Origin of the sequence: Enterococcus sp. AZ167 (assembly GCF_051714025.1) — a bacterium.
Classification (GTDB): Bacteria; Bacillota; Bacilli; order Lactobacillales; family Enterococcaceae; genus Enterococcus_D; species Enterococcus_D casseliflavus.
Map to the genome: position 1 here is coordinate 1193869 of NZ_JBIORB010000001.1, position 22962 is coordinate 1216830.

Here is a 22962-nt window from a genome sequence, read left to right on the forward strand (position 1 = left end):
CTGATGCCCCGCTTATTTCACGGATCCCAGCATCCCTTGGACAAATTGTTTTTGTAAAACGAAGAAAATGATGGCCGTCGGCAGTGTGGCGATCACGATGCCGCACATCATCATGCCATAGTCAGGTGTATAAGAAGCACCCATTGCTGAAAGAACCAGTGGAACGGTCCGTTTATCTGGTGATTGCAGGGCAACTAATGGCCATAAATAATTGTTCCAGCTGCCCATAAACGTAATGATCGCGGCAGCTGCGTAGGTATTTTTAGCCGTAGGCATGTAGACTCTAAAGAAAATACTCAGTTCATTCAAGCCATCGATCCGAGCAGCTTCGACTAATTCTCTAGGGAATGCCTTGATGTTTTGGCGGAAAAAGAAAATCAAAAAGGCGGTACAGACTGAGGGCAAAATCACGACAGCGAAGGTATTGATCCCGATCGGTGTGCCGCTAAGTTTGCTGAACATCCGATAGAGGGGGATCATTAGCGCGGCAAAAGGCACCATCATCGACAGCAAGAGAATATTAAAGATGCGGTCTTTGGTTTTCGTTCGATAGATCTCAAAGCCATACCCTGCCATGGAGGAGAACAACAGCGCAAAGACGGTCGTAATCACGGCAATCACTGCGGAATTGCCTAATGCCCGAGTAAAATTCAAATCAGAAGAAAAGAGATTTTGGAAGTTGATCACCAATTGATCGCCAATCATGATTTTTCCAGCAACGATATCAAAGGTTTGATTGGTCATCCCTAGAATCATCCAAACAAATGGAAAAATAGAGATGAAAGCCAAAATCGCCAGAAAGACGTATTTTAAAGTGAGTGAGATTGTTTTCAATTTTCTTTTCCTCCTATTTTCGTTTGGATGATCGATAAGATCACGATCGCAATCACGATAACAAAGGAGACCGCAGCGGCGTACCCAAAGTTTGGCGTGAATTTGTAACTCAAATTGTAGATATATTGGGACAAGGTCGTCGTGGCATTGGCTGGTCCACCGCCAGTGATATTTTGAACTTCATCGAATAATTGCAGCGTACCGATCGTTGAGGTGATCGTGGTAAATAAGATGATTGGACGCAAGTTGGGAATCGTGATTTTGAAGAATTGATCCCATTTCGTGGCACCATCGATCTCTGCCGCTTCGTAAATACTTGGATCGATATTTTGCATGCCTGAGATGAAAAAGATCATATTGTAGCCAGTCCAACGCCACGTGATGGCAAAAATGATCAGTACTTTTGCCCAGAAGGGATCCGTCAACCATTGGATCGGTGCATCGATCAGGTGTAGTTGCGTCAAAAAGTTATTGACTAACCCATTTGCCGAAAAGAGACTTTTCATGATCAAGGAATAAGAAACCAAGGATGTGATACAGGGTAAAAATAAGGCGGTGCGGAACAGCCCTTTAAATTTCAATTTTTTGTCATTCAATATGTTCGATACGATCAGCGCCAAAAAGAGCATGATCGGAACTTGGACTAATAAGTATAAAAACGTATTGCCAAAGGCTTTTTTAAAGGTTGAGTCGCTCAACATCCGCTGATAGTTGCCAAGACCGTTAAAGGTCATCGCTGTCGGTGGTCCTGATTGGAATGACGTGAACAATGCCGAGACCATCGGAATAAAGACCAGCATCGTGATCAAAATGACGGGTAAGGTAATAAAGGCATTGCCGTTTGCAAACCAATTTTTTGTTTTGTTTTTCATTGTAATTCCCCCTTAACACAGAAACTCGCGATCGCTCACGAGTTTCTGCAAAGTTGTTCGATTAGTTTGCAATTTGTGCTTCCACTTGTGATTGTGCTTCTTCTAATACTTTATCGATGTCTTCGCCGTTGATCACTCGTTGCAAGCTTTCAGTCAAGACAGATTCAATGGCATAGGTGTGATTGCCGTAGTTCACGGCTGGAATTTCTTGTGACCATTGAGAGAAATCTTGGAAGACTTTTTGACCGCCATAGAAATCAAGCCCCGACGTATATTCTTCCGTTTCTTCTGCAGCATTCATGGTTGAAACCAAACCGATCTCGGTAGCTAATGTACCCATCAATTCTTTATTTGAAGCAAAGGTATTGGCTAAAAAGTCTTTGGCATTTTCTTCGCCATCAACCCCTTTGATCACGTACCAGCCTGCTCCGCCGATGCTAGAAGCATTGACTGAATTGCTGTTGCCAGCGATAGATGGGATTGGAGCGATCGCCCATTTGCCGCTTTGGTCTTCCGCGCCTTGAATCGTGCTGGAATACCACGCACCAGTTGGCGCAGAGGCGACATTCCCCGATTGAACGGCATTGACCCCACCATCCCAATCAGAAACTTGTTCAACTAAGCCTTCATTCAACAATGTTGCTAAGACAGTTAGACCGGCTTTGAAGGATTCATTGTCTTTGATGGTCACAGTGGAGCCATCTTCACCGGTATACCATTCGCCTGCCGATTGCATAATGATTCGTGCCAAGCCAAGATCGCTTGGGTCTAACGACATCATAGCGTGACCCGTTTTTTCTTTGACGTCTTTGGCGATGCTGATAAAATCATCCCAAGTAATATCTTGGAGATCAGCTTGCTCATAGCCTGCATCGGTCAAATAGTCTGTGCGGTAAAATAGTCCTGCGACGCCACTGTCAAATGGCACCCCATAAATGACATCGTCGACTTTATTGACCGCAAATTTATAGCTGGAGAAATCCTCCTCATTCACAATATCCGTTAGATCACTAAACGCATCTGGATAAGAAGAAAGGTATCCTTGGATGCGGTAGTCTTCGATCAAAACGATATTTGGTAGTCCGTCCGTATTTCCAGATGCCAGACTCGTATTTAATTTTTGAACGATATCATCTTGTGACATCGTCACGACTTCCACATCGACATCTTGATTTTCATATACTTTTTTGGCTTCATTGACTGCCTTGATGTTGAAGGTCTCATCCCATGCCCAGACCGTGACTTTGTTTGAGGACTCACCAGAATCCCCTGAGCTTGTGTTGCTGTTTCCGCAAGCTGCCAAAGTCAGCACTGCAGCCGCCGTTACCATCGATGCAAATAGTTTTTTCATTTTTATCCCTCTTTCCTTTTATTTACATGGCTAACTATACACCGATTTTGTAACCGTATTCAATAATTATGAAAGAGTTTACTAAATTAGTCCAAAAATAGAAAAAAGTTACAATACCTTTCTTTTTTGAAAGCGTTTATAATAAAGAAGAGATATAGGGGGGATACCATGACTATTTTACGCACGGTCTTAGTCGTTGATGATGAGGCAACGATCCGAGATGGATTGAAACATATGATACGTTGGGAGCAAGAAGGGTTCCGTCTCTTAGGCGATGCAGCGAACGGGCAAGAAGCATTGGCGCTGATTCATGAACTGAATCCCGACATCGTGATCACGGATTTGAAAATGCCACAAATGGACGGTCTTCAACTCACAACGATCATTCAACAACAATATCCAGAAGTCCATTTTTTGGTCTTGAGCAGCTACGATGATTTCCAATACGTCAGTCAGTCTTTTAGAAATGGTGCCGTAGATTATCTTTTAAAACCGACACTGACACCGACACTCTTGTTGAAGACGCTGCACAACATCTCACAAAAGCTGTCACATACGAAAGGCTCCGTGACTGAGGAGACGCAGCTGCAAGAATCGTTGAATCGCTATTTAGCAGGGTATGAAGAACCGTTGGCTCCTTTGGCGGACTACCTTGCATTAGATCAGTCGCAACAGCAAGCCCAAATTTTGACCACCAATTTTAGCGGCTTTCGTGCCAATGATCAGCTGCTGCATGCATTAACGGAATTTACTCAATCACAACCGCAGGTAAAGACGCTCTTTTTTCAAACCAGTAACAAAGATGCCGGCTTAGTGATCAGTTATCCAGAAGGAACGGATGTTTATTCCTCTTTGAAAGAAACGTTGGAACAATTACGTTTTACCGAGCCAGACGCCTTCTTTACTCTCAGTGTGCCCTTTCAAAAGATTGAACAGTTGCGGGACCATTTTGTGACGCTTAAAGCCAAAAGCCAAGGACAATCGTTTTTTTATAAACGACAACGGTTGGTGCCAGAACAAGAACTCTTTTTGTACATTGAAAGTGAACGCTTTGATACGAAGAAGTTCTTACGGGCTTTGTTAGACAACAACTTTTTATTAGGAATCACCAGAATCGAGGAATATTTTAATGACATGATCTTATCCAATGTCGATCCGACATTCTTAAAACAGCAGGCCAGCAGTATTTTTTACACGTTACTGTCCCGCTTGGAAGAAGAATTTCCCAATGCTCCACGCTTTAGCCGCTTAAAAGCCGAATTTTTGCATGCCATCGGTCACGTGCAGTATTTGGAAGATTTTTCTGATTTGTTGTTGGCGACCATTGATGATATTCGTCAACAGCTGACGACCTTATCACCGCTGGATGAAGATGATCTACTCGTTGCGATCCAGCGCTTCATTCAAGACAACTACACCAAAAGTCTGTCTTTGTCTGAACTGGCTGAAACCTTTCATTTTAGTTACACCTATCTTTCGGCTTTTCTTTCTGCGAAACTGAAAATGAGCTTTTCTGAGTATGTAAAGAAAACCCGCTTGGATAAAGCCAAAGAACTACTGACACAATCTGATCTGAATCTATCTGAAATCAGTGAAGCGGTCGGGTATTCGGATATCAGCTATTTTTCTCGCATCTTTAAGAAAGAATGCCAAGTCACCCCATCGAAGTATCGACGGTTGAATCAATTATGAAAATCAACCAATGGATTCAGAAAAATGAATTATTCAGTCGGATCTTCCTCTTTGTTGTCGTCGGGGTCATTAGTGTTTGTCTGCTAACTGTCGTCGTGATCTATGGTCGCTCGAAAGATGCCTATGTTGCCTCGTACCAGAGTTCCAATCAGCTACTACTGGAAAAAATCCAAGAAGATTATGAGCGTCTGAACGAGAATATCCATCGAATTTTTGACATCGTCGATGAAAGCAAAGCCGTTGAAACATACTTAGAAGGCGACACGAATCAAGGCCGTACGATTTTAGAATTAAACGAGCAATTAAAAGACACCCGCTCTTTGTTTCAAGACATCCCCTCGAATTTAGTGTTGATTGGGGTCAACGGGGGCACGTTCTTTCAAAACGATGCGGTTCGCAATCAATCAGTAGATGATTTTCTCGCCAGTGCCTTTATCCAGCAGATCAATGACAATGACGCCATCAGTCAATATTATTTCTTGGATCAAGGCTTGAGCACCTCCACCAGCGACTCCCCCGGCTTGATGTACGTGCGCAAATTAATGAAAGAAGAAACGATTTTCGGCTATGCCCTGATTTTCTTAAAAGAATCCGATTTTTCTTCGATCTATCGTCAACTCTTAGATACCAGTCTCCACTCGATCTATATCGTCAATGAGCAAAATCAAATTCTTTCCACTTCTGATCCGAGCCTTTTAGGCAAGCCGTTTGAAAATCGTCTTGTCACGGTCAAAAGAGATACTAGCATCAATCAGCTGCCCCTTTATTCGTATCATTTTACTTTTTACGATGTTTTGGATGAATCGCATCTAGTACGCAATATGAATCTGATCAAGCCAGCTCTGTTGATTTCTGTCGTCAGTATTTTACTCTTTAGTCTGCTGGCATTTTGGATCATCCGCAACATCACCCAACCGATTTATCAGCTGATCGCCAAGCTGCCTGCGGTCACACAAGGCGATTTCAGCGACAAGGTTACCATCAACGGGACGTACGAAACGCGAGAATTGGGGCGTGCCTATAACTTGATGCTAGAGGACTTGGAATCTTATGTCGATCATTTAATGGTTACAGAAGCCGAAAAACGCAAGTTCGAGATCCGCTCGTTGCAAATGCAGATCCAACCGCATTTTGTCTACAACACATTGACGGCCATCAAGTTTTTGATCTGGCAAAACGAACAAGAAGCCGCCACCCAAGCGATTGAAAGCTTTGTCCAATTGTTGCGGCACACCTTTAACCGCAAAGAGATCGTCCCCTTAAAGGATGAGCTAGCGATCGTGGAAGAATACCTCGTGTTAATGAACGTACGTTACGGCAATCGCATCCAATCAACGATTTTTTCAGAAGATGGCTGCGAAGATATTCTTGTACCGAAAATGATTTTGCAACCGATTATCGAAAATGCCTACCTGCATGCCTTTCCCGAAGAGGATTCAGGATTGATCCAGATTTTTTCTCGCGTCAGTAAGGAAGGCCTGAAAATTGAGATCATCGATACGGGCATCGGGTTCAATGAAGAGCACCCAACCAGCACCGCCAACCATTTTGAACACTATTCGGGTATTGGCTTGGACAATATTGATCAGCGTATCAAGCTGCTCTATGGGGAGAAATATGGATTGACTGTAGAATCACGCATCAACGAAGGAACCACCGTTCGCTTGCTGCTGCCGATCCAGCGGGAGGAAATAGCATAATTTCTTTCATTAAAAAAGAAAAGCGCCAACAGAACCAGACAGCTTCCTTGAGCAGTCCTGTTCCGTTGGCGTTTCTTTCCTTAATAATAATCGTTAGTTAACTGGCTTAAGCCAAATCTTCTCCATTCGAGGCAATCACTTTTTTGTACCAATAAAAAGATTGTTTTTTGCTGCGGGCTAATGTGCCATTGCCTTCATTGTCGCGATCGACATAGATATAGCCATAGCGTTTCTTCATTTCTCCGGTTCCTGCAGAAACCAAATCGATACAGCCCCATGAAGTATAGCCCAACAGTTCCACACCGTCTTGGTCAATCGCTTCTTTCATCGCTGCGATATGCGCACGTAAATACTCGATGCGATACACATCATTGATTTTTCCATCTTCGTTTGGTGTATCCACCGCTCCTAGACCATTTTCGACGATGAAAAGCGGTTTTTGGTAACGATCATAAAGATCATTCATCGTGATCCGTAAGCCAAGCGGATCAATCTGCCAGCCCCATTCCGACGCTTCTAAATACAGATTTTTAATGGTCGGGAACAAGTTGCCTTCCGTTTTCTCAACACCGGAATCTTCTGAAGCAGCGACCCGAGAGGCATAGTAAGAAAAGGAAATAAAATCGACGGTATGGGCTTTTAATAAAGCCGTATCTTCGGCGGTTTGTTCCAAAGTGATTCCTTTTTCCGCTAGCATCTTCAAACCATAATTTGGATATTCTCCTCGCGATTGCACATCGATAAAGAAATAGTTGCCGCGATCGCTTTTTTTGCTTTCCCAGACATCTTTCGGATTGCAGCTGTAAGGATAATAACTAGCCGCTGCCAGCATACAGCCTACTTTGTTTTCTGGATCGATCTCGTGGGCGATTTTTGTTGCCAACGCACTAGCGACTAACTCATGATGAGCAGCTTGGTATTTGATTTGTTCTTCATTTTCGCCCTCAGTAAAGGTCAGCCCTGCACCGAGAAACGGGGCATGCAAGATCATATTGATTTCATTAAAGGTCAGCCAGTACTTCACCAATCCTTTGTAGCGAGTGAAGATCGCCCGACAAAGGTTTTCGTAAAAGGCAATCATCTTACGGTTGCGCCAACCGCCATATTCTTTGATCAGATGGATCGGACAGTCAAAATGCGTGATCGTCACCAAAGGTTCGATTTGGTATTTGCGGCATTCTAAAAACAGTTCTTCATAAAAGCGCAAGCCTTCTTCATTAGGGGTTTCTTCGTCGCCCTTCGGAAAAATTCTTGACCAAGCAATCGATAAACGATAGGTTTTAAAGCCCATCTCCGCAAACAAGGCGATATCTTCTTTGAAATGATGGTACATATCGATCGCTTCTTTTGCTGGATAGAAATACCCTTCTTCAAAGGCAAGCATCTCACGCTTGCCGGTAATGACTGCTCGTCGGTCCTTGCCAGTCGGAATCACATCGACATTGGCAAGTCCACGCCCCCCTTGATCAAACCCGCCTTCACATTGATTGGCGGCTGTTGCGCCGCCCCATAAAAAGTTTTCTGGAAATCCCATGTCTTATTCTCCTTTTTTAGCCGATCACTTTGATGATTTGATCACCAAATGTGATCGGACCACTGTTTGCTGTCAAAATGTCGCCCACTTCTGCACTGTTAGTGATAACGATTGGCGTGATCACTGGATAACCTTTTTCTTTGATAAACTCGATATCAAATGTAATCAATGGGTCGCCAACTGATACTTTCTGCCCTTTTTCTGCTTGATAGGCATAGCCTTCGCCATTCAATTGCACCGTATCGATCCCGACGTGAATCAACAGCTCAATGCCTTCCTCACTAGTCAAGCCAATGGCATGTTTGGAATCAAAGACTGCTGTGACAGTCCCGTTGACTGGTGCTAGCACTTCTCCAACGGTTGGCTCGATCGCTACCCCTTGTCCCAGAATTTCTTCTGAAAACATGCCGTCATTGACTGCTTGTAGGCTTTTTAGTTCCCCTTTTAGAGGTGCTTTGATCTCCGCCCCGCTGATTTGATGGGTTGGTTCTTGCTCTTTGTCTGCTGGTGTTGCTTCAGGTGCTTCTTCTGTAACAGGGTCTTTGTATAAGAATAATGTCGCAATAAATGTGACCACGATACTGATTGCCGCACCGATACAGGCATTGGTCAAATGACGTAAGGTGTCATCGCCGATATAGCTTGGCAAAGTCAATAGGCCTGGTGAGCCGCCTGAGAAATTACGGACACGCATGATTCCCATAAACAGACCCCAAAATCCGCCACCGATCATTGCTGCATACAAAGGTGTTTTAAACCGTAAGTTGACCCCATACAACGCTGGTTCAGTGATGCCGAATAGACCTGTCAGACCTGCAGAAAATGCCAATTGTTTGATCGTAGAATCTTTTGATTTGAAACCAACGCCGATAGCGGCAGCTCCCTGACTGACGTTTGAAGCCAGCATGCCAGGATAGATCACTGTATCATAACCTGTGGTCATTCGGTTGTTGATACCGATAGGAACCAATCCATAGTGGGTACCCGTTGCCACGAACAATGGAGTGAAGGCACCGATCAATAACGGAACGATCCATGGGCTGACCGTTTCTAAGGCTTGGATCCCTGCGGAAATCGCTTCACTGATCATATAGCCTAGAGGACCTAAAGCAACTAATGCTACCGTCCCTACGACGAAGATCGTCAGCAACGGTTTGCTAAAGAATTTGATTGCTTTTGGTGAGACCTTATCAGCAATCGGTTCAACGTAAGACATGAACCAGACACTTAAGATGATGGGGATCACTGATGATGAATAGGTCACTGGTGAAATCGGCAAACCGAACAAATGGATGCCGCCACCTGACTCATTGACTGCTGTCACCATACCGATGAAGTTGGGATGCAGTAAAATTCCACCCACCATCATCGCCAGATACATGTTGGCTTTGAACTTTTGCGCAGAAGAAGCAGCCAGTAGAATCGGTAAGAAGTAGAACGCAGCATCTGCCATAAAGTTTAGGATTTGGTAACTTTGACTTTCTGCCGTCAAGACATTGAAGACCACCAGCAACGAAAGGACCGCTTTTAGCATCCCAGCTGCCGTGATGGCTGGCAAGATCGGGGTGAAGATCCCAGTGATCGTATCGATAATTTTCGCTACACGTCCCCGATCGTCTTCTTCTGTTTCTTGATCACTAGTCAAATTGGTTTGGGCAGTGATTTCGTTGTAGACATTGCCAACATCACTGCCGATGATCACTTGGTACTGTCCGCCTTTGTTGACCACACCCATGATGCCTGGTGTATGTTTTAAGGTACTTTCTTGTGGTTTGCTGTCATCTTTCAAGTTGAAGCGCAAGCGGGTCGCACAATGGGTCAAGCTTTGGATATTTTCTTCCCCACCAACATTGGTGATGATCGTTTTTGCTAACTCTTTGTAATTCATGTCGTTCCTCCTATTTTGGTCCTTTGTTTGCTTTTCGTGTGTCAAAACATAGTAAATATCCACCCGTGAAACGGGTGGCTTTTTAACAGCCCTAGAAGGGCTCACCACTCGCTAGCCCCTTAAAAGGGGCTTTTTAAATGACCACCAACCGCTCACAGCCCTATCTCTCTTTAACTATTTAAATGGATCTACATACTCTTGTTTACTTATACTATCTCTTATTCGATCATCTGCTTCTTGTTCTCGAATATATTTTTCAATTGTTTTTTGATTTAACCCAACCGTACTCACGTAGTATCCTTTGGACCAAAAGCTTTTATTCCCATACTTATATTTCAAATTCGCATGTTTTTCATGGATTAAGGTTGCACTTCGTCCTTTTAAGTAGCCCATAAAACTAGAAATACTAATCTTTGGTGGTATTCTTACTAACATATGAATATGGTCAGGCATGGCATGAGCTTCAATGATTTCAACATCTTTCATCTCATACAATTTTCTTAATATCTGATTAATACTTACTCTTAACTTTCCATAAATCACTTTTCGTCGATACTTCGGGGTGAAGACTATGTGATACTTACAATTCCATCTGGTATGTGCTAAACTTTTATCGTCGTTAGACATAAAAAAACTCCTTTCGATCTGATATGCGGTTGGTAGCCACTATTAGTATATCGAAAGGAGTTTTTTATCGCTAAAGCTATTTCGTCCACGCGTAGAAACGCGCGGTTTTTTTGTTTCGTACGCTACGCGAACGAAACTGACTAAAGTCAATAAAAAAATACCTAAACGAACCCCTTGGGAGTTCATTTAGGTATAGCCTGCCAATCCAGTAACAATCCTAAGCACTTGTTATTCGTTTGATGTGTATAGTTAAATAGATCAATTCGTCTTCTTCTAACGGTCTACCGAATTCTTTGTTGATGTAGTCGCTGATTTTCAGCGCACACGCATATTCCTTCATATAGCGGTCTTTCAACATAAAAATAAAACTGCCGGTTCCTGCATCATCGAGCTTTGTTCCGCTGAATAAGCGCTGGACAAAAAATTTCAAATGGGTCACAAAGCGTTCGTAGTTCAATGAATACTCATCAAGCTCCATTGAAAAATGATATTTGACGATGTTTAGGATATGCTGAATGATCTTCGCCATTTCCGATACTTGACTGACCTGCGCCATATCCAACTCCGCATTAACGATGTGCAATGCAATGAAGCCGGCTTCATCTTCTGGCAGCTCGATCGCCAAGCGATTTTTAATGATCGATAACGCTTCTTTGCCAATGAGGTATTCATGGTTATAAAACCGCTTGATTTCCCATAGCAAGGCATTTTTGATTTCCATGCCATTTTGATAGCGCTCGATAGCATAATTGATATGATCGGTCAGCGTCAGAAATAATTTTTCGCTCAATTTTTTCCCAAGGGAAACTTTTGCAAAACTGATGATCTCATTCGCTGCTTGAATATGTTCGATAGGGATAGAAGAAAGTAATTGGGTTAGTTTTGTGACATTCCACTCTTGTGTACTGAGATAGACTTTCTCAATCTTGGTATCGTCGATCACATCGCCTGGCTTTTTCTTAAAGCCTAAGCCTTTGCCCATGACGACCAATTCTTGTTTTTCCTCATTCTCAGAAATCACAATGTTGTTATTGATCACTTTTGTTACGTTCATTTTAACGACCCTATTCTTCTTTAGATTTCTTCACACAAAAAAATAGGTATAGCCCGCCTAAAGCGGTAACAATCCTCAGAGCCAGTGTAGCATGAGAAAAATCACTCGTCAATGGGGATTTTTAACCGCTTGTTTAAAAGCAGAAAACAGCGCTGCTGCCATTTGATTCTTTGGCAGAACGCTGTTCACTGGTTTATGGCTCACTAACTCTCTTTGTGAGAGGTGAATTAGATACGATTTTCGTGGTCAGCAGTTTTGACTAAGTTTGCTCCCACCAACCCACCGATTGACGTAAGAACGAGTCCTAAGACCATTGCCACAAAGCCCCAAATGGATGCTTTAGCTGTTGCATCACTTGCTTCTTCCGCTTTTTGACGAGCGTCTTCCACTGCTTGGTCAATGTCTTGTTTGGCTTGTTCAAGATTTTGTTGCGCATTTTCGATTTGTTTTTGCGCTTCATCAGAAGCATCTTGCAAACCAGTGACAATGTTATTGGTTGCTTCTTCTGCTTCTTGTTGGCTTAAATCAGTATTTTGAGCGACCGCATTTGAAATTGCTTCTTCATCCACTGAATCACCAATCGTTGTAGCACGATCTTGTAATTTGCTTGCTAAATCATCAATGATTTTATCGGCATCATTTGGATTGGTTGCAATGTCTTTGCCGGCATCTTTGATGTCGTTCGTCGCATCAGACAATTGATTTTGCAAGTAGTCTGGTTGCAATTCAGGAACATCGGTATCTTGTAAAACATCATTGACGTTCGCCTGTAATTCATCTGTATTGACGTCTTCCATGTTTCCTGTTATTTCATCGAAGGCTTTTGAAGCGACATCGCCAGCACCAGATGCCACTGTTTCAACACCACTGCCGACAGCAGAAGCAACGTTTCCTAAAAGTGAACCGACTACAGAAAAAGCACCGATCGTTAAGTAAGAGAGCATAACCATCATCACGATCATACTTGTTGCCCATGTTAAGAAACCATGAACCAATCCGACACGTCGAGCAGCAACACCAGAAACAAAACCAGCACCGAATAATGCCAAGACGAAGGTAATCACTGTCCAAATCAATAATCCTGTCCCAACACCATCTAATGGGTTATTAGAGGTTGGTTCCACCATACCAAAACCGATTGCTGAGCCAATCATTGAGAGTGTCATGAACAATGCGATAAATGTTACAACTCCTGCAAAGATAGACCCCCAAGACAAATTATAGCCTGCCTCCCGCTCATCTGAACCTAAATAATTTCTAAATCCTCTTTTCATCATTACATCCCCTTTTTGTTTTTTTAACCTGAATTAAGTCTAACAACTGATTGTTTTTTTATCAATCAACTCGACTTGCGCTATCTTTTTGTAAGAAAAATGAATGATTCTGAATTGTTTGACTATTTATTAAAATAAACTAAAAACTCATTCGTGTATTTTAACTAAAAAAATCTTTTCGCGCTCTTTCTTTCGATCACAGGCTTGTTTCTCCCAGTCTTCTTCTGATTCGTCATTTTGAAACTAAAAGGGTCACATTAGAGAAAAAACAGCTCTTCTCAATGTGCCAAAAATGAGTAGCGATCATAAAAAACCACCTTCGCCCAAGGCAAAGGTGGTTGTCTGCTTATTTTTCTTCATTTAGGCGATCTGGCATCATGTTTTCCATAAAACCCCAAACGCCGTTTTGTAATACGAGTTCCTCACGTTCGTAAGTAGAAACCGTGGTGCGGATCAACGCATCTTGACCGTCTAAGACTTTTTGTCCCCAATGAGGATCGATCAACAATGCTCGGCCCACTGCTACAAAGTCTGCATGTTCTAGCAATCCCGCAGCATCTTTCGATGTTCGGACATCCCCTACACCAATCAAAGGAACCCGCTGAGCGATTTTTTCATAGACATACGCCAACATCGATTTTTCTTGGTACGCTTTTGAAATCGATTTGCGGGTATAATCCGCAAGGGAGATGTGCAGATAGTCTAATCCTTTTTCTGCCAGTTGGTCCACTAAGAACAACGTATCTTCAAAGCGAATCCCTGGTTCTTCGAATTCTTCCGGTGAAAAACGATAACCGACGATAAACTCCTTCACACCTGATTGGTCCACTGTTTCCAATACTTCATCGACGAGCTTCTCAATAAAACGATAACGGTTCTCTAGTGAGCCACCCCATTCATCGGACCGACGATTTGAGTGCGGAGAAAAGAATTGTTGGATCAAATACGTATTGGCTCCGTGGAGTTCTACGCCATCAAACCCCGCCTTGATCGCCCGTTCGGTAGCTTTTTTAAAGTTTTCAATAATCGTTAAAATCTCATCTACTGTGACTTCTCGGGGAACCTGGGCATTTGGTCGTTCGGCAGCAACTGCGCTAGCAGAAATCGGTTGTGTTCCTCGTAGGACCGAGTCATCCGTCATCCGACCGGCATGAAAAATCTGTAAAATAGCTTTGGTCCCATTGGTTTTGATGGTGCTGGCCAATTTACTTAATCCAGGTAAAAAGGCATCGTCGTAAGCGCCTAATTCCCCTTCCCAGCCCTTGCCATCTTCTTGGACATTGGCTGCAGCTGTGATGACTGCTCCGACTTCCCCAGAGCGTAAGCCATAGTAAGCCAACTCATCTTTCGTAATCACCCCATCAAAGAAGGACATCTTGGTCGTCATTGGTGCCATAATGATTCGATTTTTCAACTGCAATCCGCGCTTAAATGTTGCTTTGTCTGTTACATTTCGCATGGGTTTCCCACCTTTTCCATTGGATTCATTTCGCTTTGTGGATCTGACTGGCTTAGTTGCCCAAGGAGATCCTTAAAGCAAATCGGTGCATCTTTTTTCCCTTTATCAAAATATACATGCACATGCATCTATATTACAAAAGAATCAAGGAGAAAACAAGTGAAAAACATCATTAGTCCAGCATTTCCTCCAAGACTTTTTCAAAAACGACTTTTGAACGCTGCAGTTTCTTTTCCCCTGATTGGGTCAAATCAATATAGATCCCCCGCTTATCATCTTGACAAGAATGCCGTTCGATCACACCGCACAGCTTGTCTTCCATGCGCATGATCATACGTGACATCGCACTTTGACTCAGATCAAAATGGGCGATCAAATCATTGAGGCGCATGCTATGATTGGGGGTCTTTTCTAAGTAATAAAGCACGTAATACTCATTCAAAGACAGATTGCTTTCTGCTTTGAGGGCTTGCTCCAAACGAGCTTCGATCGCTTGATGCTGATTCGTAAAGGCTAACCATTGCCCCATCCGTTCTTTTTCCATCCTCTTCACCACCCATTCTTCTATACCAAGGTATTTTAATCTAGATCCCTGCGTTACGCAAGTCGCCAGAAAAGGCTAACACTTTATTATGCAAAATTAGCCAGCTACTGCGGGCATTCATGAATGTTTTATGATAGAATTGACGAAAAATTCAGCAAAATCTTCCTATTCTTTTTCAGTGTTCTGGACTACAATATCTTTAACACCAAAGAATATTTAAACACTATATCAACATAATTGTGCATTTTCACACAATAATTTGTTTTTTTTAGATGTTTTAGTATTCGTAGGAAAGGATGAAACAAACGATGAAAAAAACAATTTCTTTGATTGGGACACTGACGCTGGTCAGTGTGGGGCTTTTGACAGGCTGTAACAACGAAAAAGATGCCGCGCAATCAACCAGCGAGCTAAGCCAAAGTCATGTGTCTACTGAAAGCAAAAAAAGTACGACGATGCAAACGACTGAAAACAGCTCCTTAGCGTCAACCTCTACTTCAGAAACTTCAACCACAAGCCAGCAATCGACGGACCACTCTGACGCAACGCAAACGACAGCAAGCTCAGTATCCACCAACGAGTTTCCATATGCGGTTGATCTTTCCCAATATGGCCCTTCACTGACGTTTTATTTCCATGGCGTCAATGTACCAGATGCTGTCACGATTCAAAATACGAGCCCATTGATCATTTTGATCGACGACAGCGCAAGCTATGAAGCACAAGTCGATACGATCGCAACAAAAGAGATTCGCATCTTTTCAGCAAATGACAATGGGATTCGCACCGTAAAAGTGAACACTCAATTGACCTTTGCAAAAGGGATCACTTCCAATGGAAATCCTGATTTTAGCCACAACCTGTACCTATTTACAAATAAGGAGGGTGGTCTATCTTTGATCACACCGAACTATGCGGGAAATGTCAGCGATGACCAACGAGATGTGATGTTAGAAGTACTTCAATAAACGAAAAACAGGGAAACGAAGCGTGCTTCGTTTCCCTGTTTCGTTACCCGATCATCACGGTTTCATCAGGATATTTGTAGCCAGCTTCTTGTTTGTTGGCTTTTTTCATCAATGAAAAAGCAACGGTCATGATGCCGACTCGACCAATGAACATCAAAAAAATAATCAAAAGTTTGCCAAAAACCGACAAGTAAGGCGTCAACCCCATGGTCAACCCCACCGTTCCAAAAGCGGAAAAAACTTCAAAGGCAATGGTTGGCAACCCAAAGTTTGGGGTTTGCGGCATACTCTCAGTGATCGACAATAAGAAAATCGCTACGAAGCATAACGTCAAGGTAAGGAAGAACAACGTAAAGGCACGCGATACAGCAGATTCTTTGATCGTGCGACCAAAAACTTCCGCTCGACTGCGCCCTTTCAATAAGCTGCGGATCTTGATGATCAAGACCGCAAATGTCGTTGTCTTCAATCCCCCAGCAGTTGATCCAGAGGTTCCACCGATATACATTAAAATCATCGTCAGCATCAAGCCTGCTTGACTCATTTGTCCGTAATCAATACTGAAAAATCCCGCGGTTCTTGGGGTGACCGCTAAGAAGAGGTATTGGAAAAAACGTTCGATGACCGAATCACCCGTGATCAACTGTGAATTGGCTTCGGTCAAAAAGAACCCTGCCGTTCCAAAAACCACCAAAACGATCATAGCGATCCATGCCAAGCGGCTATGCAGGGACCGTTTTTTGGACGCCGTATGCAGGATATCGAACCAAACGAGAAAACCCAGACCACCGGCGATGATCAAGAAACTGATGACCCCCAGCACAAATGGATCGTTTTGAAACCCTACCATGCTGTTGCCGAACAAATCAAACCCAGCATTACAAAAGGCCGAGATCGCATGAAAAACACTGTACCAAAGGCCTTGCTCCCAACCAAAACGGGGCACGAAAGCAAAAGCCAGCAAGATGATCCCACTGACTTGGATCAAAAAGGCGATCCGAATCAGGTACCATGCCAAATGGATCTCTCCAGACATTCGGTCCAGATTCAATGATTCCCGCAAAATCATCCGAGTACTAAGATGGACTCTTTTTCTCGCCAAGATGTAAAAGAAGACGGGAATCGACATGAAGCCGATCCCACCGATCTCAATCAGCATCAGCAAGATCCCTTGGCCCCACAGGTTGTAATGATCGGCTACGGTCAAGGTCGAAAGACCCGTCACGCAAACAGCCGATGTGGCAGTAAACAGCGCATCTAAAAAGTTGGTGCCTTCACCACTTTGGGTGACAGCCGGCAGCATCAGCAAGCCAGTTCCTGCCAATATCAGCAAAACGAAGACCAGAGTGACGATCTGCGGAATCAAAAAGCGTTGCGATGCCAGCTTTTTTTTCAAACGATTTCTTTTTTTCATTTTCATTTCCTTTGACCTTTTGCAAAAACCAATGTCTTAGTAATCCAAGTTTATTGCATTTGTTTTTTCTCTTATCATACCATTTTATTTTGATTTATTCTTCACTTTGATCATTCTTGTTACGTTTGCTCGTTCATTTTCTTCCAGCCGCATTTTGATTCCATAAATGGCTTCTTCCAGCTCGGGAATCGTCAAATATTCTAGGGCATTGACGCGTCGGCGCGTCCGTTCGATTTCCCCTGCCATCAATTGACAGGTCTTTTCGATTTCCGTTAGCTCCAACAGCTTCGGCATAACGTCGGTAAAACGGGCGACCGCATTATCTAACGGAACATTGGAATTCAAAAAGCCGTACTCGATCGGCGCTTGCATCACCGTATCGTCGTAATCAAAATGCATCACTGGCACTTCCACACTCATGATATTTTTCGTGGATAACTCAAGGGAGACTTCAGTTGCTGGTAAAATAAACATTTCTTCAATGTATTTTTCATTGATTGTGGCATTGGCTAAGCGAAATGCCTTCATGGCACGCTGCAATTGTTCTTCGACTTCTTTACGCAAGCGGTCATTCTTTTTGATCAACTCAATAAATTGACGCATGAGTTCGTCTTGTTTGTCTTTTAATAATTTGTGTCCGCGTTTGGCTGTCGCCAATTGTTTGCTGAGGCGCGACAGCTCCATGCGGGTTGGATTAACGGTTTTTTGCGCCATTGTTCTCCTCTCCCGGTAAGTATTCCGCCAGTAGGGCATCGCTGATCCGCTTCAGCTCGACTTTTGGCAGCATCGCCAATAATTCCCACCCTAATTCCAAGGTTTCGATAATAGAGCGGTTGGTGCGATACCCTTGGTTCAAGTATTCATTTTCGAAGCGTTCCGCAAATTTGGCATAGGTTTTATCTACTTCCGACAATGCCGATTCTCCTAAAACGACTGCCAATTCCTTGGCTTGCTTTCCTTGAGCATAGGCAGAAAACAACTGGTTCATCGTTGCGGCATGGTCTTTACGGGTTTTTCCTTCACCGGTCCCTTTATCTTTTAACCGTGACAATGACGGCAAGACATCGATGGGTGGCTGGATGCCGTTTTTATACAAATCACGAGACAAGATGATTTGTCCTTCGGTGATATAGCCGGTCAAATCGGGAATCGGATGGGTTTTGTCATCTTCTGGCATGGTCAAAATCGGCAGCTGGGTCACTGAACCTTTCAAGCCGCGAATCCGTCCCGCACGTTCATATAACGTTGATAGATTGGTATAAAGATACCCAGGATAACCCCGACGTCCTGGCACTTCACGACGAGCAGAGGAAATCTCCCGCAAAGCTTCACAGTAGTTGGTCATATCCGTCATGATCACCAAGACATGCATGCCCTTTTCGTAAGCCAAGTATTCGGCTGCCGTCAGTGCCATTCGGGGAGTAGCGATCCGCTCGATCGCTGGGTCATTGGCTAGATTCATAAAGACGACAGAATGGTCGATGGCGCCCGTTTGACGAAAATCTTCCATGAAATATTCTGCTTCTTCAAAGGTGATCCCGATGCCAGCAAACACAACAGCGAAATCGTCTTCCGAGTTCAACACTTGTGCTTGACGCGCAATTTGCGAAGCCAATTCTTTATGAGGCAGACCAGAACCAGAAAAAATCGGCAGCTTTTGTCCCCGAACGAGCGTATTCAAGTGGTCGATTGATGAGATCCCCGTTTGAATAAACTCATCAGGATAATCCCGCGCTGCTGGATTGATCACTTCGCCGTTGATGTCCATAAATTTTTCTGGGACGATCTCTACTCCGCCATCTTTGACCCGACCTAAGCCGTCAAAGACTCGCCCGATCATTTGCTCGGAAACGCCTAATTCCAAAGGATGTCCTAAGAAACGCACCGCAGATTCCCGCAAATTGATCCCGCCGGTTCCTTCAAAAATTTGGACCAACGCTTTGTCTTCTTGGATCTCCAGTACTTGTCCTTGCCGCGTTTCGCCGTTTTGCATGCGGACTTCGATCAACTCTTCGTATTTGACACCGGAGACGCGATCGACGGCCATCAATGGTCCGACGACTTCTCCAATCGTTTTATATTCCTTGATCATCGGTGCGGTCTCCTTTCTGTAAAATTTCTTTCATCGTTGCTTTGATCTCTTGATGCAAAGCAGAAATTTTTGCTAATTCCGTTTCAGGCAAGTACTTCATACGTGCCACTTTGTCTCGCAATTCTTCGGTTCCTGCATAGATTTCTGAAAGATACGCACCTAGTGTCAACGCATCTTCCGCTTCTTTGTGGAGCAGCAAGATTGTTTCCAGCATTTTGAACTGCTTTTCACGAGAGGTAAACGTATCGACGTCGTCAAAAGCGTTTTGCTGCAAGAAATCTTCTCGCAATGATTTGGTGGTTTCCAGCAATAACTGATCTTTTTCGGACAAAGCGTCGATGCCGACAAGTCGAACGATCTCTGACAACTCAGATTCTTTTTGCAGCATCCGCATGGCTTCTGTTACTTGTTTGGACCAATCCACTTGCATTTGTTGGTCCAAAAAGGCACCCAATTCATTTTCGTATAAAGAATAGCTCTTCAACCAATCGATCGAAGGAAAATGACGCTTTTGCGCTAAGGTGGCATCTAAGCCCCAAAAGACTTTTACGACCCGCAACGTATTTTGGGTAACTGGTTCTGAAATATCGCCGCCTGATGGTGAAACGGCGCTGATGGCAGTGATACTGCCTTCTTGATCAGAACCTAAGCAAATCGCTTTTCCAGAACGCTCATAATACTCTGCCAAGCGGCTGCCTAAGTAAGCTGGATACCCTTCATCCCCAGGCATTTCTTCCAGACGACCAGACATTTCTCGCAGTGCTTCTGCCCAACGTGAGGTGGAATCCGCCATGATCGCCACTGAATACCCCATGTCTCGGAAGTATTCCGCAATCGTGATCCCAGTATAAATCGACGCTTCCCGAGCGGCTACCGGCATATTGGAGGTGTTAGCGATCAACACGGTTCTCGCCATTAAAGATTCACCACTACGAGGGTCGATCAACTCTGGAAACTCGTTCATTACATCGGTCATTTCATTGCCGCGTTCGCCGCAGCCGACATAGACGACCAGGTCGACATCCGCCCATTTGGCGATTTGGTGCTGAACGACAGTCTTCCCTGCACCAAAAGGTCCTGGAACGGCTGACGCCCCGCCTTTAGCGATTGGAAAGAAGGTGTCGATCACTCGCTGGCCAGTAATCATTGGTTCGACTGGATTCAGTTTTTGCTTTACTGGACGGCTATGACGAACGGGCCATTTTTGCAGCATTGTGAAAGACCGTTCTCCTTTGGGTGTATCTAAAACATAAATCGTTTCATCGATGGTAAATTCCCCCACATAAACAGCCTTGACTGTTCCTGAAACGCCATGAGGAACCATGATCTTGTGATTGATCAACGGTGTTTCTTGCACGGTGCCGATGACCATCCCCGTACTGACTACTTCGCCGACTTCGACTGTCGGTACAAAGGGCCACTTTTTCTCATGATCCAACGCAGGCAATTGCACCCCACGCGTCAAGAAGTTGCTTTGGGTGACAGACATGAAGGTTTCTAAGGGACGTTGGATGCCATCAAACATTTGTGACATGATCCCAGGCGCCAATTCGACGGATAGCGGTTCACCGGTGGTTTCGACTGGTTCACCAGGTCCGATCCCAGACGTTTCTTCATAGACTTGGATCGAAGCGACGTCGCCGCGCATTTCGATGATCTCACCGACCACGCCTAAATCTCCTACATAACAGATATCTTCTAAACTTGCATGGCCCATATTTTTGGCTAAAACCAATGGACCAGATACTTTAATAATTGTTCCTTTTTCCACAACATCGGCTCCTCTCTATAGTATGTTTTGTCCAACTGCTTTTTCGACATTTTCTTGAATCATTCGCTTGCCGATTCCTCGGGAACCATCATAATCAGGAATCAAGATGACTGCAGGTGTCATTTTTTGTTGGACTTTTGCTAATTCATCGGGAATCAGCTCGGCACATTTTTCAGTCAGGTAGATGATCGTACTGTTCTTCATTAATTTTGCCAGCGCCTGCTTCACTTCTTTTTCTTCCGAGGCATAGCAGACCTGAAAGCCAAATAGTTGAAAAGGAATGACGGATTCTTTCTCGCCGATTACGCCGATTTTATGAGTCATAGTGCCGCATCCTTTCTCTGAGTTGTTCTTCCGTAAAGCCACTGCGTTTGCCTACTAGCAAGAGACGCAGGTTTTGCAGTTCCAAAACCTTAGCATTCAAAAATGCGAGTAAAGGCAGTGGTCCTAAAGCATCCGTTTGGGCTTGGCCATAGCTTTCTGTGATCAAATTGTCTTGTAAAAGTGCCAAGCCAGCAAAGTCGATCACCTGTTCATGAATCAAAGGCCGCAACACTTCCTGATAATCACTTTCTAATAAGAAGGCTAAAAAGTCACTATAGGACGCATCCGCAAACGCTAAAAATTCTTCTTTCGGGATACTGCCGACACTCACTAAGACTGCTTCCATAAAACTGCGCGATCGTTTTTGAAGTACACAACGTGCGGCAATCGTTATATTGGTCAGATCGATCATCTTGATGACAGCTTCTTGTAGCTCAGGGATCTTGATTTCATCTGCCAGTCGCCGTTGTTCATGTAAATACCGGCGATCGTAAATGATATCGATGCCTTGCAGCACGGCGCCGCCTTCTAAGTACTCCCGCACTTCTTGGATCGTAGTCACGATTTTCTCAGGCAATACCTCTGAGGTTCCCGTTTTGATGGCGGTCCGACACTCATCGATCGTGTAAAAACCGTCTTCGATCAGTAGATGATCATAATCTTTTCCAGTGACTGACTCTTTGGTCAAGACTTTTAGATTATGGAAAGTAAAAGGCATCATATACAGTCGGAGGATCTCTTGATCAGGAACCAGCTCGGCCAATTCTTTGATCGTCTTTAACAATTCTTCATCGAGATAGGTTTCGAATCGTTCATGAAAATCTGGCTTTAAATAGCGTTGATAATGGGTCTGCTGCAAGACAGCTTCGACTTCAGCAAACCCTTTTGCCGCAATCATTTGTTCGACTTCTTGCGGTTTTAACAACGTCATCTCTTTCAGCCGAATGATTGGATTCAATTGATGATAGTTCCTCATGGATCAACCTCCTTGTTGTATGATCTGCAACCACCGTTCCCGGGTTTCTTTCTTGTATTCATCAAGCAGTACCTGATAGGTAAAATTGTATTGAATGCCGTTGTCATCCACCAAAAAGCCTGCTTCTGTCAATGGTGCGCCTGCTTTGATTTCATACGGTAGTTTTGATTGACAAGACGTAAGCCAAGCGGCATCTAGATGGGCTGCTTGCTCAGGACCAGCGTGGAAGGTCACCGTCCCGCTGATCGGCAGCTGTTGCAGCACATTTTCAGCAAATGACTGCAGCTCTTCTGGCGTCCAGGCAACCATTTGTTGATACGCTTGCTCAAAAAGTTGTGTCAGGTATTCGTTTTGTTTCACCATTTGCTGCTGCTTAGCGGCACTTGCTTGGCGATTTTGCGCTTGATGATAATTTTTTTCGGCTTGCTTTTTTGCTTGCTGGGCACGAAGCTGCAAGTCCGACTCTTTTTTCGCCCAGTCACGTGCCATCGTTTCACTGATCCTAGCACGTTCAGCGGCAGCCAAACGTTCCCGTTTTGTCTGCGCTTCTTGGTCTAGTTCAGCAATCATTTTGTCGATTGCATCCAT

19 protein-coding genes and 1 pseudogene are annotated in these 22962 nt (G+C 44.0%); 3 read left to right on the top strand and 17 right to left on the bottom strand.

Annotated features, from left to right (window positions below; translation table 11 throughout):
- Nucleotides 1-12: 12 nt before the first annotated feature.
- From IGJ05_RS05585 to IGJ05_RS05595, 3 genes and pseudogenes are all read right to left on the bottom strand, one after another.
- Nucleotides 13-828: pseudogene (locus IGJ05_RS05585) on the bottom strand (carbohydrate ABC transporter permease); the annotation flags it as partial.
- Nucleotides 829-830: 2 nt separating this feature from the next.
- Nucleotides 831-1706 carry a carbohydrate ABC transporter permease gene (locus tag IGJ05_RS05590; RefSeq protein WP_010747841.1) on the bottom strand — a complete coding sequence of 292 codons (876 nt, stop codon included), beginning with the start codon at nucleotides 1704-1706 and terminating at the stop codon, nucleotides 831-833.
- Between the two features lie 61 nt (nucleotides 1707-1767).
- On the bottom strand, nucleotides 1768-3057 hold the full coding sequence (locus IGJ05_RS05595) for an ABC transporter substrate-binding protein (protein WP_096741405.1): 1290 nt from the start codon (nucleotides 3055-3057) through the stop codon (nucleotides 1768-1770).
- A gap of 168 nt (nucleotides 3058-3225) precedes the next feature.
- Between IGJ05_RS05595 and IGJ05_RS05600 the strand changes: the two genes are divergently transcribed.
- Both IGJ05_RS05600 and IGJ05_RS05605 read left to right on the top strand, forming a co-directional pair.
- On the top strand, nucleotides 3226-4749 hold the full coding sequence (locus tag IGJ05_RS05600) for a response regulator transcription factor (RefSeq protein ID WP_081117025.1): 1524 nt from the start codon (nucleotides 3226-3228) through the stop codon (nucleotides 4747-4749).
- A complete protein-coding gene (locus tag IGJ05_RS05605; protein WP_142424281.1) occupies nucleotides 4746-6449 on the top strand; it encodes a sensor histidine kinase in 1704 nt (567 codons plus the stop codon). The genes IGJ05_RS05600 and IGJ05_RS05605 overlap by 4 nt, the downstream gene beginning before the upstream one ends.
- 106 nt (nucleotides 6450-6555) lie before the next feature.
- Here the strand turns inward: IGJ05_RS05605 and IGJ05_RS05610 are convergent, their stop codons facing one another.
- The 7 genes from IGJ05_RS05610 to IGJ05_RS05640 form a co-directional block, all read right to left on the bottom strand.
- Complete coding sequence (locus IGJ05_RS05610) at nucleotides 6556-7983, bottom strand: 6-phospho-beta-glucosidase (RefSeq protein ID WP_096741408.1); 1428 nt, start codon at nucleotides 7981-7983, stop codon at nucleotides 6556-6558.
- 16 nt (nucleotides 7984-7999) lie between these two features.
- Entirely contained in the window at nucleotides 8000-9871 is a 1872-nt protein-coding gene (locus IGJ05_RS05615; protein WP_317756282.1) for a beta-glucoside-specific PTS transporter subunit IIABC, read from the bottom strand.
- Between the two features lie 174 nt (nucleotides 9872-10045).
- The gene (gene tnpA / locus IGJ05_RS05620) at nucleotides 10046-10498 is read right to left on the bottom strand and encodes an IS200/IS605 family transposase (RefSeq protein WP_010750015.1); all 453 of its coding nucleotides are present in this window, start codon (nucleotides 10496-10498) and stop codon (nucleotides 10046-10048) included.
- Nucleotides 10499-10715: 217 nt separating this feature from the next.
- On the bottom strand, nucleotides 10716-11552 hold the full coding sequence (licT, locus tag IGJ05_RS05625) for a BglG family transcription antiterminator LicT (RefSeq protein WP_010747835.1): 837 nt from the start codon (nucleotides 11550-11552) through the stop codon (nucleotides 10716-10718).
- Between the two features lie 227 nt (nucleotides 11553-11779).
- Nucleotides 11780-12826, bottom strand: a complete 1047-nt coding sequence (locus IGJ05_RS05630) for a hypothetical protein (protein ID WP_010747834.1) — start codon at nucleotides 12824-12826, stop codon at nucleotides 11780-11782.
- 346 nt (nucleotides 12827-13172) lie between these two features.
- A complete protein-coding gene (locus tag IGJ05_RS05635) occupies nucleotides 13173-14285 on the bottom strand; it encodes an NADH-dependent flavin oxidoreductase (protein ID WP_010747833.1) in 1113 nt (370 codons plus the stop codon).
- A 172-nt stretch (nucleotides 14286-14457) separates the two neighbouring features.
- Nucleotides 14458-14829 (bottom strand): MarR family winged helix-turn-helix transcriptional regulator, encoded by a 372-nt coding sequence (locus IGJ05_RS05640; protein ID WP_010747832.1) that lies wholly within the window; start codon nucleotides 14827-14829, stop codon nucleotides 14458-14460.
- A 308-nt stretch (nucleotides 14830-15137) separates the two neighbouring features.
- Here IGJ05_RS05640 and IGJ05_RS05645 point away from each other — a divergent pair, with 308 nt between their 5' ends.
- Nucleotides 15138-15797 (top strand): hypothetical protein, encoded by a 660-nt coding sequence (locus tag IGJ05_RS05645; protein ID WP_010747831.1) that lies wholly within the window; start codon nucleotides 15138-15140, stop codon nucleotides 15795-15797.
- A 43-nt stretch (nucleotides 15798-15840) separates the two neighbouring features.
- Here the strand turns inward: IGJ05_RS05645 and IGJ05_RS05650 are convergent, their stop codons facing one another.
- From IGJ05_RS05650 to IGJ05_RS05680, 7 genes are all read right to left on the bottom strand, one after another.
- Nucleotides 15841-17217 (bottom strand): TrkH family potassium uptake protein, encoded by a 1377-nt coding sequence (locus IGJ05_RS05650; protein ID WP_034695440.1) that lies wholly within the window; start codon nucleotides 17215-17217, stop codon nucleotides 15841-15843.
- Between the two features lie 78 nt (nucleotides 17218-17295).
- On the bottom strand, nucleotides 17296-17925 hold the full coding sequence (locus IGJ05_RS05655) for a V-type ATP synthase subunit D (protein WP_010747829.1): 630 nt from the start codon (nucleotides 17923-17925) through the stop codon (nucleotides 17296-17298).
- Nucleotides 17906-19303 (bottom strand): V-type ATP synthase subunit B, encoded by a 1398-nt coding sequence (locus tag IGJ05_RS05660; protein ID WP_010747828.1) that lies wholly within the window; start codon nucleotides 19301-19303, stop codon nucleotides 17906-17908. The genes IGJ05_RS05655 and IGJ05_RS05660 overlap by 20 nt, the downstream gene beginning before the upstream one ends.
- Complete coding sequence (locus IGJ05_RS05665; protein WP_010747827.1) at nucleotides 19287-21074, bottom strand: V-type ATP synthase subunit A; 1788 nt, start codon at nucleotides 21072-21074, stop codon at nucleotides 19287-19289. The genes IGJ05_RS05660 and IGJ05_RS05665 overlap by 17 nt, the downstream gene beginning before the upstream one ends.
- A 15-nt stretch (nucleotides 21075-21089) precedes the next feature.
- Nucleotides 21090-21398 carry a V-type ATP synthase subunit F gene (locus IGJ05_RS05670; RefSeq protein ID WP_005225570.1) on the bottom strand — a complete coding sequence of 103 codons (309 nt, stop codon included), beginning with the start codon at nucleotides 21396-21398 and terminating at the stop codon, nucleotides 21090-21092.
- Nucleotides 21388-22374 carry a V-type ATPase subunit gene (locus tag IGJ05_RS05675; protein WP_010747826.1) on the bottom strand — a complete coding sequence of 329 codons (987 nt, stop codon included), beginning with the start codon at nucleotides 22372-22374 and terminating at the stop codon, nucleotides 21388-21390. Before IGJ05_RS05675 ends, IGJ05_RS05670 begins: the two co-directional genes overlap by 11 nt.
- Before the next feature lie 3 nt (nucleotides 22375-22377).
- Nucleotides 22378-22962, bottom strand: a complete 585-nt coding sequence (locus tag IGJ05_RS05680) for a hypothetical protein (RefSeq protein ID WP_010747825.1) — start codon at nucleotides 22960-22962, stop codon at nucleotides 22378-22380.